Genomic DNA, 18,153 nt, shown 5'->3' with positions numbered 1-18,153 from the left:
CCTTTGTTTTCAGGCCGTCGAATACCAACGGCCAGTCGTGCGAACAGCCTAGCTTACTTGCCTGCTCACTTGCCCAGGATGTTGTTCACAGCCGCGGGTGACCGCGTCTGACTACCCGACAACCAGATACGACCTCGGGCGCCGGGGCGCAAGAACTGGCTCTTTGCTGGGTCGCTACGCAGCGGCAAACGCGCCGCTGCGATCATGAGTTTGATCCAGTCGGCCCGGAACAATGGGCACGATCCGTATGCCTACCTGAAGGATGTGCTGGCGCGCCTGCCTACGCAGCGGGCGAGTGAGATTGCAGCGCTGCTAACGCATAGGTGACGGCCGGCTTAGTCGTGCAAGACGTTCTGCCCGTGCGCTTACGGCAGAATGTCTCTATTGAAGATTCTCAAGATTTGCGAGAGCGTGCTTTGGCGACCCTCCTTCAAACTCAACCTGCGGAACTCCACCCACTGATTGAATACGGCCTCGAAGGTATGCTCTGCCGCAAAACGAACAGCACGACGCTGTTGCTTACGGTGCTCATAAGGTGATGCCTTGGGCGACTAAGGTCCGCGCCTCATCACGTCGGGCACGAGCTTCTTTGAGCCTGATTACGGATAACTACAGAGAGACATGCGCTTCTGCACGCCCGCCCAGTAGTATCTGAAGCGCCAGATTTTCCCGCCGTGGGCGGTCACGTTGAGCGCAAGTCCATCCGTGTCGCCTATCGTAGTCATTGCCAGTGATTCAGGATTGCCGAACGATCATTTCTGAGAGCGCCATCGCGAGCTCCTGACAGAGTCAGAGCCAGATGCTCATCTCGCGACACAATCTGCTCCAGCAATAAACCGATTCAGTGCTCGCCAGAATCCTGGACTCAATCCTGGACTCAAACGCACCGGATAGTGCTGGATTTCATTAGACCACTACAGAGCCACCATCGACCAATCTTGATCCACCGGACAGAGACAATCCTTAGACCGCTTCGTCAATCTAACGGACTAAATATTTTGTTTTTTTTGACAGCTATTGATTATTGGTACGTACTGATGGCAAATTGCCAAGTCGTGACGTTCAGCTACGCTTCGCCCCTCAATCAGAAGCTGGAGATATTGGGCTAAACAGCACTAAAAATCATTGCCAACGGAATGGAGTTAGTTGTGACATATTACTGCTTATTAAATAGCTTTAGGCATATTAACAAGCCATCACTCAGAGGCAGATTAAACTTAATCCTGATGAGTTTTGTTTTGGTATCCCCACTGGCACAGGCACGCTCAACAGTTGATACAGATAGACGCCCGCTACAAATAAAGCAAATTGATCATGATCAAATTGATCGCGTGGACCCTTGGTCAGGAAATTTAAATCTACGCCATAAGGATCTTGTCTTACCAGGGAATGGTGGTCTCGATATAGAGGTTTGGAGGAATTATGATATGCGCTCCGCCTCAACAGGCCTTGCGTCGACACACCTACAGTCCTATCGGTGGACAGCCCTAGGACCTGGGTGGTCGTTGAACGCAGCACCACGCATTACCTTTGATAATCATTATCAAATGCAGCAAAGCGATCCATATTACATGGAAAGCGGAATGGTCAATCTCTGCGCCAACAAACCTACCAACTCGAATTTTCCTCCCCATATGGCAACGCTTGAAATGCCAAACGGTGAAACCCAAACACTTTATATGCTCAACAATTATAAAGCACAGACCAAAAATGGCTGGAAGGTCGACTGCATATCCAATAACGTTAAGCTCACATCTCCCGAGGGGATAGCTTACGACATGGGTAACATCCTCATTGATCGATACGCAGGGAAGCTAGGGATTTACAAAGATGAATACATGTATCAGCCAATTGAATATGACACCATGTTCTACACCCCGCTTCGCTCCTCAAGTTACATGACAGCCAAAAGCGCAATAGATCCGACTGGAAATACGCTAACTTTCAGCTACATTGACTTTGGAACTCAATTAAAACCGCTCACCCTTCCAGGTATCAACGCACAGCTAATTGTGTACTCTTCGCCAACCGTGGATGAAATTGAAAAACCATCGCGATTGCTGTCTAAAATCACATCCAGCGACGGTAGGAGCGTTAGTTTTTCTTATGACCCTGTAACAGGTCGTCTTCTGTCAATGACAGACAACGCTGGAAGGGCTTGGAGCTACAGCTATCTAGCACCTGACGCAGTTAACTCTCGCACACTTGCAAAGGTTACGATGCCGTCCGGCTTAACCTGGCTCTACAATTATGCCCCTGGAAGTTTTGTGGCGGCCGGCATCGATTCTTTACCTGAAACTATCCCTCTGACTACTGCGGGAGTAACTGCCCGAAAATTAATAGCTTTTACCAATCCATCTGGCGGCAAAACCACGTATGAGTACGATTTTTTTAATATGAATTCTCCTCTTGGAGGCTTAAGGGTTTATGCAAGAGGGGAGCGAATTAAAAAACGCGCTCTATCCACCGGAGAGGCTTGGACATACTCCTATGCCCGAGGCGGGGCTGGAGCACTCGATACAACTCAAGTCACCGGCCCAGAAGGAACAACAACTTATAAGTACATGGGACCAGGTTACTCCATCACTACCGCAGCCCCTCCTCCCGGTTTTCAGAATAATGCGTGGCGGGTAGGCAGTCTGATGGAGAAAATCTACCCCAACGGAGCATCGGAATCCTATGTTTGGCAAACCAGGACTATCGCGAATCTCCCTACACAACTAAGAGAGCTTGGCATTGTCCACGACCAAAGTATTTGGGCTGCCGACCTGCAAAAACGCACATTGACCCGGGACGGGGCGATATACACGACGTCGTTTGCGAACTACGACATCTATGGTAACCCTGGAACCCGAATAGAGACCGGACCCAATGGAGGCAGCCGCACTACAACAATGACCTACTTCAATGATCCCAACAAATGGATCATCGGGCGACTGCAGAGTGAGACGTCTCCTGGCCTGTCGATGGCGCGTATCTTCGATGCTAACGGCAAGGTGCTTACTGAAACTCGTGACGGCGTGACGACAAAGTTTACCTACGACAGTCAAGGCAACGTCGCCAGCAAAACCACTCCAAGTGGCGGGGTTTACACTCACTCAAACTACAAACGCGGCATTGCTCAAACCGAAACTCATCCCGAAGGCATCACCATTACGCGCCTGGTGGACAATGCAGGCAATATTACATCCGAAACCAATGGTGAGGGGAAAACCACCACTTTCACTTACGACGGCCTGAACCGTCAGACTTCATTCACACCGCCAGCGGGCACTCCCCAAACTACCGTCTATACCTCGACCTCCAAAACTGTCACCCGCGGCGCGCTGGTGGAAAAAACTCTACTCGACCCGTTCGGTCGACCCGCCAGCATCACATTGGCCGGAGTAGCCAGAAGCTTCACTTACGATGGCTTGGGACGCAAAACCTTTGAATCAAATCCAGGAGTGGCAATAGGAACAAGCTATCAATATGACGCTCTGAACCGCTTGACCCGTCAGACCAATGCCGATGGCACCTTCCAATCTAGCAGCTACGGTCCGGCCAATATGTTGGTCGTGGATGAGCGTGGCAAAACCACAACTTACACCTACCGCGGATACGGTAATCCCGACAAACAGTTACTGATGAGCATTACCGCACCCGAGCCCTCTGCCAATGTAAGCATTGAGCGCGCGCCCAATGGCCTTATGACAGCGGTTACGCAGTTCGGGCAAAAACGAACGTATGGTTATGACAGCCACAACTATCTCATTAGCGTCACAAATCCAGAAACCGGTATCACTACTTATGGGCGTGATATTGCCGGAAACATGACGAGCAAGAAAACCGGAGCTTCAGGCGTGACCACCTACACGTACGACAAGTTGAATCGCCTGATCACTACGACTTATCCCGGCTCAACACCGGCAATCACCAACACCTACAACAAGAACAGCAAACTGCTGACCAGCAATACCAGCGGCGGCAATCGCAGCTTCGCCTACGACGCCGCAGGCAACCTGACCCAGGAAAGTCTGGCATTGGACGGCAAGGTGTTCACTGCCAAATATGCCTACAACGGCAATGATCAGTTGAGCAGCATCACCTACCCGCAATCCGGTCGTGTGGTGAGCTACACACCCGACGCACTGGGGCGGCCCACCACGGTTTCAGGCTACGTCACCAACGTGAAGTATTGGCCGTCTGGATTGATTCAAAGCATCACCTACAGCAGCGGTGCCGTATCCACTTATGGCCAGAATGCGCGCCTGTGGCCGTCCAGTTTCAGCACTCTAAGAACAGGCACAGCCGGCGTCTACCTCAGCAGCACCTACACCTATGATGGCGTCGGAAACTTAACCACAATCAAAGATGCCGCTGACAGCAACTTCAACCGCACGCTGGGCTACGACAACATCAACCGCTTGACCAGCGCTGTGGGTTTCTGGGGCCAGGGCAGCATCTCCTACGACGGTGGCGGCAATCTCACCAAGCAAACCCTCGGGCAATCCAGTCTCGCCTACACCTATGACACCAGTAACCGTCTCAGCAGTGTAAGTGGATTGCGGGCCAGCACCTTTGGCTACGACGCCTACGGCAACGTCAGCAGCAGCCAAGGCAACACCTACAGCTATAACGACGTGCCCAATCTCATCTGCATCAACTGCGCTGTTCCTGCGAAAAAGGTGGAATACAGCTATGACGGCCTCAACCACCGCAGTGCCGTGACCAAGGCCAGCGGTAAGGTTTACGAGATGCACGACTCCAATGGCAAACCGTTGATCGAACTGAATGCAGGCGTGCTCACCGAGTACCTCTATCTAGGTGACAAGCGCATCGCCCAGCGGGTCAGCCCATGAGCCGGAAAAAAGGAGAGAAACACATGGATGCTTTGAAAAGGCTGGGCAAAAAACTCGGGGCGGGCTTGTTGGCGATCATGCTGAACAACGTTGCCATCGCCGACACCATCACCTATTTTCACAACGACATTTCGGGCACCCCGATGGCTGCCACGGATGCCGCTGGCAACCTGCTGTGGAAGGAAAACTACAAGCCTTATGGGGACAAGCTGAATCGCTCGGCGCCCAGCAGCAGTAACAAGATCGGCTACCACGGCAAAGCCTATGACGATGCCACTGGCTTGTCGTACATGGGAGCCCGATACTATGACCCGGTGCTGGGACGGTTTATGGGCGTTGATCCGGTCGATTTTCAGACGGACAACCTCCATAGCTTCAATCGTTATGCTTACGCCAACAACAATCCTTACAAATATGTGGATCCTGATGGGCGTTATGCGTTCCTGATAGCCCCAGCGATTTACGCATTAACCGCTTTGGCGGGTGCACTCACTGTGGAAAGCATATCTAATGGTGCTAGCAATCAAGGATTGTTCGAGGGCTCTAGCTTAAAAAGCACTTCCGCGAGTCATGACCTAGGTAGTTCCGATAACTGGTCCATAGGAAAAGTACATAACGAACAAAGCACAAATACTGGAAAAGACGGGAGTAATGCTGAATCGCCTGTACCCGGTGCAACTGAGGGTGAGAAGACTGGAGGGGGAACGCGGATTTGGACAAGGCCTGGCGGCTTCGACGAAGCCAACAAAGATTTTGATGCTATGAACCCTTCGAATGTGGGGGACAAGGGGAACGGTGTACGCGTAGGTACATTGGAAGACGGCAGGAGAGTTATCGTTAGGCCAAATAGTAGTGACGGTAGACCAACCATAGAAATTCAGCGACCTGATGGAAAGCGAGCCGGCGATAAGATACGTTACGATTAATGGATACTGACATGAATACACAGATTTTTCGACCCTGGAGCCCATCAGGCTCACCAAGTTTCGGCAAGGTCATGTTCGAGCATATTACCTATGGTAGCGGTATGCAAATTCACCTTAGGGAGGCTGGAGGCGCAGGAAAACGATTCTACTTAGACTTTCCTGAACTTCCTACCGCTATACGCGTAGCAAACGAAAGTATGCGACTTGCCTCGCTGTCATTTGTTCCGAAGAATTCCGAAAGTTCATTTTTCTTGGTTGAGCATTCAGAATTCTTAGCATGGCTGAATAATGACTCGCTTGACATATATAAAGATGATCCGATTTTTCATTTGGCAATTGTTACTGAGGAATGGATAGATATTATCTGCAATGAAAATCCGATTATTATTTTTGAAGCTGACTGATTGTATCAGCACCTCGGTTTAAAGTTCCCTAAGCGCCCCATCCGCCTCAGCCTTCCAAGGATGGTGCGGATGGGGTTTATGGGCGTTGATCCGGTTGATTTTTAGACGGACAACCTCCATAGCTTCAATCGTTATGCCTACGCCAACAACAATCCTTATAAGTATGTCGATCCTGATGGGCGTTATGCGTTCCTGATAGACCCAGCGATTTACGCCTTAACCGCGTTGGCTGGCGCACGCACTGTGAAAAGCATGTCTAATAATGGCGGTAGCAGTCAATCCTTGGAGGACAGTAGCTTCGGAAACTCACCACGATCAGTAACGCAAATTTCAGATACTCCAACTACTACCACTTACAGAAGTGAAGAGTCTGGACAGGGTGAGGACAACAAACAGAGTACCTCTAACCCCGACAAAGGTGAGCGCACTCGCGGGAGGCCGTGGACGGGGGAGCCGGGCTCAACCACAGATAGGGATGCCGGAGGAAACGCTCACCGCTACGGAAGCGATGGATTCCCTGAAGTGGCCTATGATGCCCCCCCAATGAGTCCGGTGTAGGAAATGGTCATTACCTGCTGATGGTAGTCCACCCACATATAAAGACCGTAATGTCAGCCCCCTATAGCCTCTGCCTAAAGGTAATAATCAAATGTTGTCGAGCACTTTTCATGACGGACAACTAATATCCATTTCAGTGATGGACGACACTTTGGCTATCGAAATACTCGCACAGAGCAAAGCAACCAAAATCAAACTAAGCGGATTGGAAAAGCTGCGTGTTATCGACTTCAAATAAGGGAACATTATAAGCGCCCTGCGAATTATTCATCCCGAACAGTTTCCAATCAATAACGATGCAGGTAGATCACCGATAAAATATGCTTACGAGCAAGATAACGACAGTCTTGAGCGTAACGCAAAGCTCTCATCTTTTTTGGAAAAAAATTAAAGGATATGAAAAATGGTCCGTTCCTGAGGGATCCCCACAAATCTACTCCAATGCCTGCGCCTCTTGATGTACCTCTGCTCGCAACGCGTGCTCAAGTCTCTCCAAAGTTTTTCGAGAGTTTGAGCCGCGTCCGCTACGCCAGTATTCCAGGCCCAGCCGCCATAGCGATAATACTCGTCGGCGTTTAAGGCTATTACTTTGAAAACGGTGCTCATGCCACGCCTCGCGGGCCTGCAACCCAATTAAACAAATGATGTAACTAGCCAGAGCCGAGATCAGCAAAAGTACTTCGATTCGGCGTGGGCAGTAACTCCGATGGCTAGTGACGCCTACGCCAAAATACTCACTTTTTACATCTCTGAAGCCTTCTTCTATCTGCATGTGCTGTTTGTAAATGGCCATGATTTTCGATGGATTCCATTGATCTACCGGCAGGTTGCTAGCCAATAACCAGGGCTCTCGTTCACGATTGGCCGATTGCCTGCTGAGTTTGTTTTTGGCGATTGATCCGGTGACACGCTGGTGTTTGCGACCTTTTGCCGAATTCCTAACGCAGTACGGATGAATGATGTGCGGAGCGCTTTGGGTCATCTCGATACGCCCCAATGACTTCGGTGAGGACGATGCCAGAGTGTAGAGGTTTTTAACGGGTAGCCAAGTGTCTGCGTCGGCTCGGTAGAGATCCCGGTTACGCACGCGTCCCACGTAATAGCAGCCTTGCGCCTCGACGGCTTTGATCCATGGTCGGCGAAAACCTGCATCAGCCACAAGGACCGGGACGCACTCTTCGGGAAGCATTTCGGCCAGCATTTGTAGCAATCGTCTTTGATATTTCGGACAACCCTCAAGATCATGAACGCTCTCATAGATCGGGAATGATCGTCTCGCCAAAGGGATGGCTGCGCGCAACAAAAAGAACTCTCCAGCCGCATCAATGGGTGACCAATCGACCAGGATCAATGGATGCTTGAGCGAGCCCAACAGGGCTCGCAGCATGACCCAGTAAAACAGCGGTCGCTCGGTTTGCAGATGCCGATTACCCAGCAACCGATCCACTCGTTTGATGGTGTGTTTGGGATAGGCTTTGCTCGGTAAAAATCGACCAAGCCCCGTCAGAGTGAGACGACGTCCTCGTAGCAATGCGCTGACACAACACATCAACGTTTTCAGGCGACGAGAGTGAACACTGGAAGTGCTTGAGCGAGCGCGCTGTGTAAGAATCGGATGGCCTGCATGGAGCGGGATCTTGTTTTGTGTGGTGCAACACAAGCTGCCGACTCATGCAGGTCTCTTCAATCTTCCAACTTCTTGATTTTTCGTAAGAAAATTCGAGGACTCCTCAGGGTCCGTTCTCATTCTCGAAATAGACCCCTCCTACGATGCCTATCTGGTAGCTATTGGCAAAAAAATCTCAGAGGAAGAGACAAAACTTACCGTGACCGCTGTAGCTTGATTAGCTCAAGCTGCAGCGCTCCAACATTTACTTGATAAGAATGTTTGCTCTTGGTCCGCTCCTCTCCCCTAACGCCCATTAATCTCGCTAACACCGCCATCAGATTCTTGGCATTAGGTGGGTGCGACGTGGCGGACAAAATCAGCGGTGTACCAACCCCGCTTGGCAGAGGTTCATTTGCGGCACCGACGCCTTGCTGTAGGGGTCGAAATACCCGACCAAGCACTTCTACCGCCGCTTTGGTCGGCAGGCACCCATTAACCGTTGGGTACTTAAGCTCACGCCGTTGGCATACTTCACCCCTTCGAATTGATATGTCGGTGAATGCTGCCCCCAACCTTCTTACAAAGTATTTCTGAGCCTGAGCTATATCACCTCGACTCCGTCACCCCTCGTCGACACCTATTTGACTTTGTATGCACTAGCATTCTCCCCTTGGAAAGGTTGAATGAGTTGCATTTTTTGACGATACTCTGTAGTCACCCCTCTCGCTGCCTCAGCATCCGATATGACTTTCGGGGTGATCAATACAATCAACTCAGTTCTCCCGTGACTGCCCTGTTTATTGCTGAACAACCAGCCTAGGCCCGGTATAGTCCCCAAATACGGCACGCGGCTGTCTTGTCGGGCTTCGTCCTGTTTGATAAGTCCACCAAGCAAAACTGTTTGCCCGCTCTGTACAGCTACCTGAGTGGATACGGAGCGAGTGGAAATACTTGGGTTGCCGTTATTATCTACGACCTTGCTAGCGTCGCTGACCTGCTGCTGAATATCCATGTACACCAAGCCACCAGGATTTATCCGAGGCACAACGTCAAGAATTACACCTGTCTGTATGTATTGAACACTACTAGTACTGACCGATGTATTATCAAGATTAATCGTAGTCTGATTAATTGGAATATTGTCCCCGACTTGGATCTGCGCATTCTGGTTATTCATTACAACTAGAGAAGGAGCCGAAAGCACTCGGGTATTACCGTTACTTTCTAAAGCGTGCAATGCCACTTGCAGATTATCACTTACAAAAGAGTAGAAGAGCGTATCCGTGGCTTTAAGTGCAGCGCCGCCCGCCCCAAGTGCTCCCTGACTACCTGAAGCGTTCTGAATGCCAGGGGTTCCGGAATTACCGGCTAACCGGCCAAGATACCACTGCACTCCGAGGTTCATACCATCTGTAAGACTGACTTCAAGAATCCTAGTCTCAATTTGTACTTGCAAAGGAGGATTATCCAATCTCCGGATCGCTGCCTGGATCTCCTGCCACTGAGTCGGGCGGCAGCGTATTAACAGTTGATTACTACTCTTTTGCGCCGTAATGCGTACAGAGTCTTCGGCCTTACCTACGACCGCGGAGTTACCTTCAAGCGTCTCTTCACCCTGTTGCTCTTGCAAGTCCTCTGACTCCAAAGACTCTGCTCTCGGCTCTAGTTCATCGCTATTCGTAGGTGCGGAAGACAGACTACCAAGGCCTCCCGTATTTTTATTCGATGACAGAGTAATCGTGCGTAACCCCGGCGCAACCTGAGCACGTTCTTTATGTTCTACCGCGTTGCTGACGTAGATCTGCCGCAGATAGTGGGCCAAGTCAGTGGCTTTCATATTACGCACGTCGTACACATACATTTGGGGCTCATATCCCCCGCCCTGATCGATTGTATCGATCCAGCGACCGACCTCGTCCAGATACTCCGGCTGAGAGGAAATAGCGACAATCGCATTGGTCCGCTCAATGGGCAGAAAACGCACCATCCCAGCCAAGGGCGTGCCGCTACGCGGGCCGAAAAGTTGGTTCAACTCAGGTATCAGCTCGGCAACATTGGCGCGCTGCAAACCGTAGACTCCAATGGACATCCCTTTGAGCCAGTTAAGGTCGAAGGTATCAATTGTGTCTTGGTAATTATTCAGCTCATCGGCCGTACCGGCCATGACTAAAATATTGCGAGCAGAATCCATCAGGAGAAATGAATTTTCCCGAGCGAATGGCTTGAGCAGCTTTTGCATTTCCACGGCAGAGATGTAGTCAAGGGTGAATAACTTGGCACTCAACCCAATGCTTGGAGCTGGCACACGGTATTGTGGTGTCAGTTGCCCAGCCACCGCCTGATTGGCGGGAACCACTAAGTAACGATTTCCTTGTCGTACCAGCGCGTTATTGGTCCAAGACAGCAGTGTTTCAAGGATCGATAACGCTTGATCTTTGTCTACAGGTTTTGCTGTCGAAAATGAAACATCACCGCTGACACCTTGGGAGATGCTGAAGTCCTCATTTAGCAAATCCCCAAGGATGGTGTTGATCACCGCAGCAATAGGTTGATTGGTGAAGTTGAACGTTACCTTGCTCTGACCTTCTTCAGGCTTACGCTCTGGGCGGGCGGCCACTTTGCTGACAAAGTGTTGGTTTCCGCGAATAATCTGCTGCCTCGGAGGCTGCGGGGAAACCTGTGCATTGTCGGTTGGAGCAACCTTGCCCAGCGGGCTGACCGATGAATTGTCAGCCTCGGTTCCGGCGAGACCTTCGTGAAGAAGGCGATCATCTTGTTGAGTAGCTGGGTTAATACAGCCTTGCAGCAATATCGTTGCCACACAGGAAAGAGCCAAACGATTGACCACGAAATTAAATCCTTGATAAAGCTAGTAATAATGAGTTCAGGGGAGAGTCATCGGTAACCTGGGGCTTTCGATCTCCAGGCTCTGCCGGGTTTGTCCATGTACTAACTCGATCCGCCGCTCGCTAACGCGCTCGACCAGCCAACCATTGGGAAGAGGTTGCCCTTCTCTCACCGCAAGCGCTTCGTTATTTACTCTGAGCAATGCAACCTTCAGCTCCTGGGCGATCACCACACCGGTGAGTATCACGTTATCCAGCGCAGGCGCTGGCGCCTCAATCAGTTGCGCGGCGTTTGTAGCGTCGGGTTGGCGTTCGAAGTTAAACAATGGTGCGGACCAGACCTGAAGATATTCCTGCAGAGTCGGTTGGGATCGATATGTCGTGACTTCAGGCTGATCAGCCATCGGCGGAATCTTCGCAGGCACGCTAATGTGAGATCGCCACTCTACTGTCGCTCCCACACCGTTAAGCATTACGACCCAGAGGACCAGTAATGCGGTTGCGACGCCAGCGAGGGGCAGCAGCGTTCTGTAGATATACTGGCGCTCATTCATGTCCAGCAGCCTGCATAGCGCTGAGGAGTCCGCTCACCTGCATCTTCACCACTAGATGCCCCTGCTGATCCTGTGCCCCCGTTGAATTGGGTGCACGTTGGATGCTTAGCGTGTCCACGACTAGATATGGCTGTTCACTCTCGAGCCTATGAAGGGTACCCGCCAACGACTCGATGCCGCATTCCATATCGACGTTGACCTTAATCTGTAGAAGCTGACCATTCGGGGTCGCTGTTTGAGGGCTACGACTCAGTACGGTACAAGCGATCCCTGTTGCTGGCTCAAGTGATAGCCGCTCCGAAACCAGTTGCATGAGTTGAGCAGTCGCGACCTCAGGCTCATCTGCTGTTAACAACCCTTCGCTAGGGAGAGGACGTCGGGTTACCGATTCAAGTTCAGCCTGGATAAATCCACGCTGTGCTTCCAGCGTCGAAAACCGCTGATACGACACCTGCAGAACTTCCACTTCCTCGGCCATCTGCTGTAGCGGCGCGATGAACCACCAATGCAGGAGTACCCAATACAAAAAAGTGCCCATCAAGATCACTAGGGCGATCGCGTAGAATCGCTGTGCGCGTCGAGTCTTGTACACGCGTTACACTCCCGCTTTCCGACGATGAGCCACAATATTGAAACGCTCCAGGCCACTTTCACGATCGGGTTGAATTCCACCCTGAAAGGTTGCTTTCTCGAGGCCGGCACAACGCACAAGCTCAGCGGGTAACAAGTTTGACTGACGGCTCAGCCCGCTGAGAGTGACAGCTCCGTCAAGACGCATCTCTAGTTGCTCTAGCCAGGTATCTGTGGGTACACAGTTAGTAAGCTCCTTGAGAAAGGCAACGCTTGTCTGCTTTTGCTTATCTTGCAGAACTAAGGCTTTTTCTATTTCTATGCGCTCCTGCAACTGCTTGCGCATCCTGTCGACTTCCATTGCCCGAGTCCGAAGCGAAACGACCTGCTCTCGCATCTCAATGAGCTCTTTTTCGCGATTGCCAACCCAGGTCATCATGAGTAACAGGACCAGAAGCCCAATGCCCAGACTGAGCGCATATTTGGTATACCGTAAACGCGTCGCCCGAATGTCGCGATGTCGTCTTGGCAACAGGTCGACCCCATACGGGCGCCCCGTCTCATCCATTGCATCCACACTAACCACACGCGCCCCCTGTGCTTCGACCGACTGTACCGCCACATCCAGACGGCTGCGCTCAATAAGCACCAGAGATATCTGCAGTAGAGCCTGGTTTTCAGATGCACGGGACCGTGCATCAAAGTAGATCTGCTCTGCCTTGAAAGGCGTGTATTTATCTAGTTCGAAGGTCAGTACTGACTTGAGATTACGTGCACTCTGAGGGGGCAACTGCAGTTGACACAACAAAACTTGATCGGCAGCCAGCAGCAAGACAACCGTTTTATCGGTCTCATGATCCAAGGGGGTTTTTAATGGCCAGTAAACGATCGGAGTTAAATTCCGGTCGCTCAACCGATGACGCCAAGTGGACGGCACGCATGCCAGGAGCTCATTGAACCACCACTTAAAGAATGCTGGTATAGGTGACCCTTCCCAACGCTCATGCAGGTGATAGCGAAGTGAGCTAAATAACATCATTTCTCCTTTCACAGAGCCGCTTCCAACTGCTGGTTTGTACGCACCGCCACGCTCATCAACGGCCATTGCACTGGTCCATCGGCGTCAAGCTCGACTCGGATAAATTGTGGTAAGCGTTCTGGCCACGGCCATTGCGCCAACCACCCGGTGCTGAAATTTTTTTCATCTAGCCCGCGGTAGCTGAAGTGGACCTTACGCAACTTACCCATCAACACTTGAGAGCTTCCCCAAGGCTGCACGCCATCTAATTCAAAAAACGTAATACGCAGCTGTAAATCACCTGTTTCCGTTTTGAACGACTCAAGTTGGTGAATTTTCAACTTGCCACCAACACCCGATGGTACCGGTGCAAAAAACCGTACTCTCTGAGGATCCCCCTCAAACAGATGTTGTGGAATACGTTTTTCAGGTAAGGCGATAGGTCTTGTTTCTTGCAATGCCTGACGTAAAAAACGTTGAGCCGCTCTCACCTCGTCAAGCCTCCCGGCATAGCGCTCGGTACCTTGGACGGTTCGATTGGTGGCCAAAAGACTTCCGCTCACTAACATCAACAGAATGCCTAGGAGACTGATCGCCACCATCACTTCGAGAAGGGTGAAGCCGCTCATTCGCCTCACGGATATCGCCCTTGATTCAAGAGCTGAACACGCAACGTACTGAAGCTCTCAATAGTGTCCGCGTGACGTAAAATCAGTTTTAACTGGAACAACTGAACGCCCGATTGCACCTCTCCTTCCGTACACTCAAGCCGCCAGTCAATCCCACTTTGTTGACCTGTGGTGACACCAGGTTCCAGTCGGCCGGAGGCTCTGTCTACGATCAAAGATCGGGCCAATAATCCCATCCGCGTTTTTAACTCGTCCTTCGTGTACAACTGCATGGACTGCCCCATGCTACTCATGAAAATGCCAAGGGCCACAGCCAATAGGGCTGTCGCTGCCAATATTTCTATAAGGGTGAAGCCGGACTGGGGGTTATAAGCACGCCTCATTGAACACGCTCGACAAGGCTGACGTTGCCAGTAAGCCAACCCACATCGATACGTGCTTCACGGGACTCATTTTTCAAGCTGAGGTTGCCGCCGCTTGAGCTGCCGTCCGGATAAAAAATCAACGTAACGTCTTTGCCCAGCCCCTCAGCTGTTTCTATTCGTAATTGTGTACCGGCACTCAAACAACGAGGTGGAAACTGCTCGACGCGATAACAGATGCTATCCAGGTCGAATAGCAGGGACATAGGGCGCCCTTCAACTATCGCTTGCGTTCGCGCTTGCCTTAAACTCTGCAGCAACTCATTGATGCTCTGGCGTTCACGCGCATGAGTCAGGCCACGTGTAATCCCCGACGCCAGTAGCATGAACGCAATACTGATCAGTACTAGAACCGCCAACATCTCGAGGAGAGTAAAACCGCTCTGGCGCAATTATTCCCAGCTCCCCAGATCCAGATCCGGACCCGTTCCGCCAGGCTTCCCATCGCGTCCTCGGAACACCAAGTCAAAGCTTCCATGCTCACCCGGATTTAGGTAACCGAATGCATGACCGAACGGATCAAGCAGGTCACTTTTTTTTGCGTACGGTCCTTGCCAGGACTGAGCATTTACGGGCTTAACTACCAAATCCTCCAACCTGGCCGGGGCGCGGCCTACGTCCATCGCGTAATTTTCGATCTTCATACTCAGGCTGGCCAACTGCGCCTTGCCAGCCCCGTATTTACCCTTATCGACGCCACCACCAATCTGGCGCACGACAAGAGTCGCAACAATACCTAACAGCACGATAACCGCGAGCATTTCCAGCAGGGTGAAACCTTTATTACGGTTGTTAAAACTTTCCATACGATAGATCTGACGCATTTTGTTTTCTCTTTCCTTAGATATTGCTGGTCAAACTCATCAACGGCAGCATGATCGCCAACATGACGATGGCAACCAGGAGCGTCATAATCAATGTCAAAATGGGAACCAGCGCGGCCATAAAGCGTTTCAAAGTACTTTGCGTTTCTTTATCATAAATATCAGCCAACTTTAGCAACATCTCGCTCAATTGCCCGGCCTGCTCCCCCACTCGAATCATCTGCACGACCAACTCGGGGAAAACTTTTGTCTGCTCCAGTGCTGTAGACAATGAACAACCTTCTTTAGTCAGAAGGGTTGCTTGCTCCAAAGCACCTTGAATAGCTAGATTACTGACGACTTTCCGGGTGATGCTCATTCCCGAGAGCAACGAAACTTTTCTTTCCAAAAGCGTGCCCAGAGTCAACGCAAAGCGTGCGGTCTCAATGCCCTGGAGTAACGTTCCCAAAACATTCATTCGCAGCAGACGTACATCTAGAGGTAAGCGTCGAATCGGGTCACGCAAGTGCCGGCTGAACCACCACGCACCGATCACCGCCAGCAATATCAGATAGAGCCCCCACTGCATGAGAAACTCACCCGATACAAGAATTAACTCGGTGAGCAGGGGAAGTGTAATGTTTAGGTCTCTAAAGATTGGCACAAACTGCGGAACAACGTACACCATCAAAAGCGCCAATGAGCCCACCACACCAACTATTAAGAACGCCGGATAAATTAAAGCACTGACCAACTCACGGTTTCGGGTTTGAGTTCTTTCCAAGTAATGCGACAACTGCACCAGCGTTTGAGCCAACATACCAGCCGCTTCGCCCGCTCGGATCAGACTAAGATAAAAATTCGAAAACGTACCGTTTTCTTCCTCCATCGCTGCCGACAACAGGCTCCCACCTTTTACCTGTTCCCGTAATCGACTGATCAGTTCGCCAACGGGTCGTTTATCTGATTGGCGCGCCAGGAGTGCCAGAGCACTTTCTAAAGGCTGTCCAGCATCAAGGAGTGTCGCGAGTTGCTGCGTGAATCGAACAATTTCGACACCAGGAATCTGTTTTTTTTGGAAGAGCCCACCTGACAAAAATGTCGTCACTGCGGGACGAATGTCCACGATCAGCAATCCTGATTCTTGCAATTTGCTGATTGCTTGCTCAATGGTCTTGGCCTGCATTTGACCACGTGTACTCAGGCCGTCACGATCCAATACCCGATAGCGAAATAGGGTCATGACGCAATCGCCCCATCGTCCCGTGTAACTCGCAAGACTTCTTCTAGGCTGGTGACACCAGCCAAAGCAAGGCGCAGACCGTCTTCATAAAGGGTACGCAGACCGCCCCTGCGTGCAGCCTGCTCGACAGTAGTGCTGTCGGCTTTATCCATCAGCAGCGCACGAATCTCGTCGGACATGACCAGCAATTCAGTAATAGCCACACGCCCTTGATACCCACCATTCGATGCTCCCGACCTGGGGCGATATAGCCGGACTGGGCGCTCGTTGGTGTACTGATCAAGTTTGTGCTCAGCGATCACGGCAGCAGGCGCGTCAAAGGCCTCAAGCTGAGCCGGATCAAGCCTGCGCACCAGGCGTTGAGCCAAAACTCCATTGATAGTGGAGGCCAACATGTAACTCTCGACGCCCATATCCAGCAACCTTGCCAGACTGGCACAGGCACTGTTGGTATGTAGGGTCGACAAAACCAAGTGCCCGGTGAGCGCCGACTGGATCGCAATACGGCAAGTTTCCAAATCGCGGATTTCGCCGATCATGATCACATCTGGATCTTGACGAACGATGGAGCGCAGCGCTCCGGCAAAATCCAAACCGATTGCCGGCTTAACCTGCATTTGATTGATCCCCTCGAGTTGATACTCCACGGGATCTTCAACTGTAATGATCTTGCGCTCAGCTGTATTGAGTCGAGAAATCGCAGCATAAAGGGTTGTAGTTTTGCCTGACCCGGTAGGCCCTGTGACCAACAGGATGCCGTGCGGACGCTGCAGCACCTCGAGAAACCGGTCAAGACGCTCGCCATCAAAACCCAGTTTTGTGAATTCGAACGCTATGGTTTGCCGGTCCAACAGACGCATGACCACAGACTCACCAAAACTGGTTGGCAGTGTCGATACCCGCAAATCGAGTTGTCGTCCTTGAACCCTGAAAGCGATTCGACCGTCTTGTGGTAAACGCCGCTCGGCAATGTCCAGCTTGGCCATGATTTTGATGCGGGAAATAACCGCCGCAGCGGAACTGACCGGAGGTGATTCGGACTCTCTCAGCAAGCCGTCAACGCGATAGCGGACATTCAATCGGTTTTCGAAGGGTTCGATATGTACGTCAGAAGCGAACATCTCGACTGCTCGTTGGAGAATCAGGTTCACCAGCTTAATTACCGGCGCCTCAGAGGCCAGATCTTTGAGATGGTCGATGTCGTCAAGTTGCGCTGTATGATCAAACAGGTCAGTCAACGACCCCATTGCCGTTCGACCTTGCCCGTATAAATGCTCGATCAAATGCTCGACCTCCCTTTGCAAACCCACCAGCGGCCTAACACTAAATCCCGTCGCGTACTCTATGGCCTTGAATGGATAGTCATTCAATGGCTTTGAGCTTACAATTTCTAGCGCGTTGTCCGAGGTGAACCCAACCGGGACCACGGCGTAGTGTTTTAAAAAGCGCAGTGGAAGCGTAGGGAGATCTTCAGGAATCTCAGTCACAGGCTGCCCACTATATCGTGGCCAACCTAGCGAGCTGGACCATGCAGCAGCAAGGTCCCCTTCTGATACCAGTCCGAGCCGACTAAGCAGGTCTGGAACAGGAGTTTCGGACTGGGAACTGCGCAAACGAGCCAGGTGCTCTAATCCATCAGCACTTAAGCTTCCTTGCTGGAGCAGACGCTCTATTAGGCTTGCGGTGATATCCATTTCGCCACTGTACTAGGGATTACATGGGGGCTTCCT

Annotated in this window: 14 protein-coding genes and 2 pseudogenes; 4 read left to right on the top strand and 12 right to left on the bottom strand. The window is 51.3% G+C overall.

From position 1 onward, the window contains the following. Window positions 1-117: 117 nt before the first annotated feature. Window positions 118-327 (top strand): annotated as a pseudogene (locus J4E63_RS09505) (transposase domain-containing protein); the annotation flags it as partial. A gap of 272 nt (window positions 328-599) precedes the next feature. Here the strand turns inward: J4E63_RS09505 and J4E63_RS31210 are convergent. Next, a complete protein-coding gene (locus J4E63_RS31210; protein WP_404943323.1) occupies window positions 600-725 on the bottom strand; it encodes an Arm DNA-binding domain-containing protein in 126 nt (41 codons plus the stop codon). A gap of 780 nt (window positions 726-1,505) precedes the next feature. Here J4E63_RS31210 and J4E63_RS30855 point away from each other — a divergent pair. From J4E63_RS30855 to J4E63_RS09490, 3 genes are read left to right on the top strand one after another with little or no spacing between them, the layout of a single operon-like run. Continuing rightward, window positions 1,506-4,841, top strand: coding sequence for a hypothetical protein (locus tag J4E63_RS30855; RefSeq protein WP_259333663.1), 3,336 nt, complete (start codon window positions 1,506-1,508; stop codon window positions 4,839-4,841). 23 nt (window positions 4,842-4,864) lie between these two features. Next, on the top strand, window positions 4,865-5,767 hold the full coding sequence (locus J4E63_RS30850; protein ID WP_259333662.1) for an RHS repeat-associated core domain-containing protein: 903 nt from the start codon (window positions 4,865-4,867) through the stop codon (window positions 5,765-5,767). 11 nt (window positions 5,768-5,778) lie between these two features. Then, the gene (locus tag J4E63_RS09490; RefSeq protein WP_207281726.1) at window positions 5,779-6,171 is read left to right on the top strand and encodes a hypothetical protein; all 393 of its coding nucleotides are present in this window, start codon (window positions 5,779-5,781) and stop codon (window positions 6,169-6,171) included. Window positions 6,172-7,162: 991 nt separating this feature from the next. On the opposite strand, the pseudogene J4E63_RS09485 reads toward J4E63_RS09490, so the two are convergent. The 11 genes and pseudogenes from J4E63_RS09485 to J4E63_RS09435 all read right to left on the bottom strand — a co-directional run bounded on the left by J4E63_RS09485 (window position 7,163) and on the right by J4E63_RS09435 (window position 18,117). Further along, window positions 7,163-8,355, bottom strand: a pseudogene (locus J4E63_RS09485) (IS4 family transposase). Between the two features lie 620 nt (window positions 8,356-8,975). Beyond that, window positions 8,976-11,186, bottom strand: a complete 2,211-nt coding sequence (gene gspD / locus J4E63_RS09480; protein ID WP_207281725.1) for a type II secretion system secretin GspD — start codon at window positions 11,184-11,186, stop codon at window positions 8,976-8,978. 36 nt (window positions 11,187-11,222) lie between these two features. Further along, window positions 11,223-11,738, bottom strand: a complete 516-nt coding sequence (locus J4E63_RS09475; protein WP_207281724.1) for a hypothetical protein — start codon at window positions 11,736-11,738, stop codon at window positions 11,223-11,225. Then, the gene (gspM, locus tag J4E63_RS09470) at window positions 11,731-12,330 is read right to left on the bottom strand and encodes a type II secretion system protein GspM (protein WP_207281723.1); all 600 of its coding nucleotides are present in this window, start codon (window positions 12,328-12,330) and stop codon (window positions 11,731-11,733) included. The genes J4E63_RS09475 and gspM overlap by 8 nt, the downstream gene beginning before the upstream one ends. Window positions 12,331-12,333: 3 nt before the next feature. Further along, complete coding sequence (locus J4E63_RS09465; protein WP_207281722.1) at window positions 12,334-13,413, bottom strand: type II secretion system protein GspL; 1,080 nt, start codon at window positions 13,411-13,413, stop codon at window positions 12,334-12,336. Beyond that, window positions 13,356-13,955 (bottom strand): prepilin-type N-terminal cleavage/methylation domain-containing protein, encoded by a 600-nt coding sequence (locus J4E63_RS09460; RefSeq protein ID WP_207281721.1) that lies wholly within the window; start codon window positions 13,953-13,955, stop codon window positions 13,356-13,358. The genes J4E63_RS09465 and J4E63_RS09460 overlap by 58 nt, the downstream gene beginning before the upstream one ends. A 5-nt stretch (window positions 13,956-13,960) precedes the next feature. Further along, entirely contained in the window at window positions 13,961-14,338 is a 378-nt protein-coding gene (locus J4E63_RS09455) for a prepilin-type N-terminal cleavage/methylation domain-containing protein (RefSeq protein ID WP_207281720.1), read from the bottom strand. Then, entirely contained in the window at window positions 14,335-14,769 is a 435-nt protein-coding gene (locus J4E63_RS09450) for a GspH/FimT family pseudopilin (RefSeq protein ID WP_207281719.1), read from the bottom strand. The genes J4E63_RS09455 and J4E63_RS09450 overlap by 4 nt, the downstream gene beginning before the upstream one ends. Then, the gene (gene gspG, locus J4E63_RS09445) at window positions 14,770-15,201 is read right to left on the bottom strand and encodes a type II secretion system major pseudopilin GspG (RefSeq protein ID WP_207281718.1); all 432 of its coding nucleotides are present in this window, start codon (window positions 15,199-15,201) and stop codon (window positions 14,770-14,772) included. Between the two features lie 16 nt (window positions 15,202-15,217). Next, the gene (locus J4E63_RS09440) at window positions 15,218-16,423 is read right to left on the bottom strand and encodes a type II secretion system F family protein (protein WP_207281717.1); all 1,206 of its coding nucleotides are present in this window, start codon (window positions 16,421-16,423) and stop codon (window positions 15,218-15,220) included. Then, window positions 16,420-18,117, bottom strand: coding sequence for a GspE/PulE family protein (locus J4E63_RS09435; RefSeq protein WP_207281716.1), 1,698 nt, complete (start codon window positions 18,115-18,117; stop codon window positions 16,420-16,422). The genes J4E63_RS09440 and J4E63_RS09435 overlap by 4 nt, the downstream gene beginning before the upstream one ends. Window positions 18,118-18,153: the final 36 nt, after the last annotated feature.

Source organism: Pseudomonas sp. FW300-N2F2, from assembly GCF_017351655.1.
In the GTDB taxonomy this organism is placed as follows: domain Bacteria; phylum Pseudomonadota; class Gammaproteobacteria; order Pseudomonadales; family Pseudomonadaceae; genus Aquipseudomonas; species Aquipseudomonas fluorescens_AA.
Note: the sequence above shows the minus strand (reverse complement) of the source record. Positions and strands in the feature narration are given on the sequence as shown.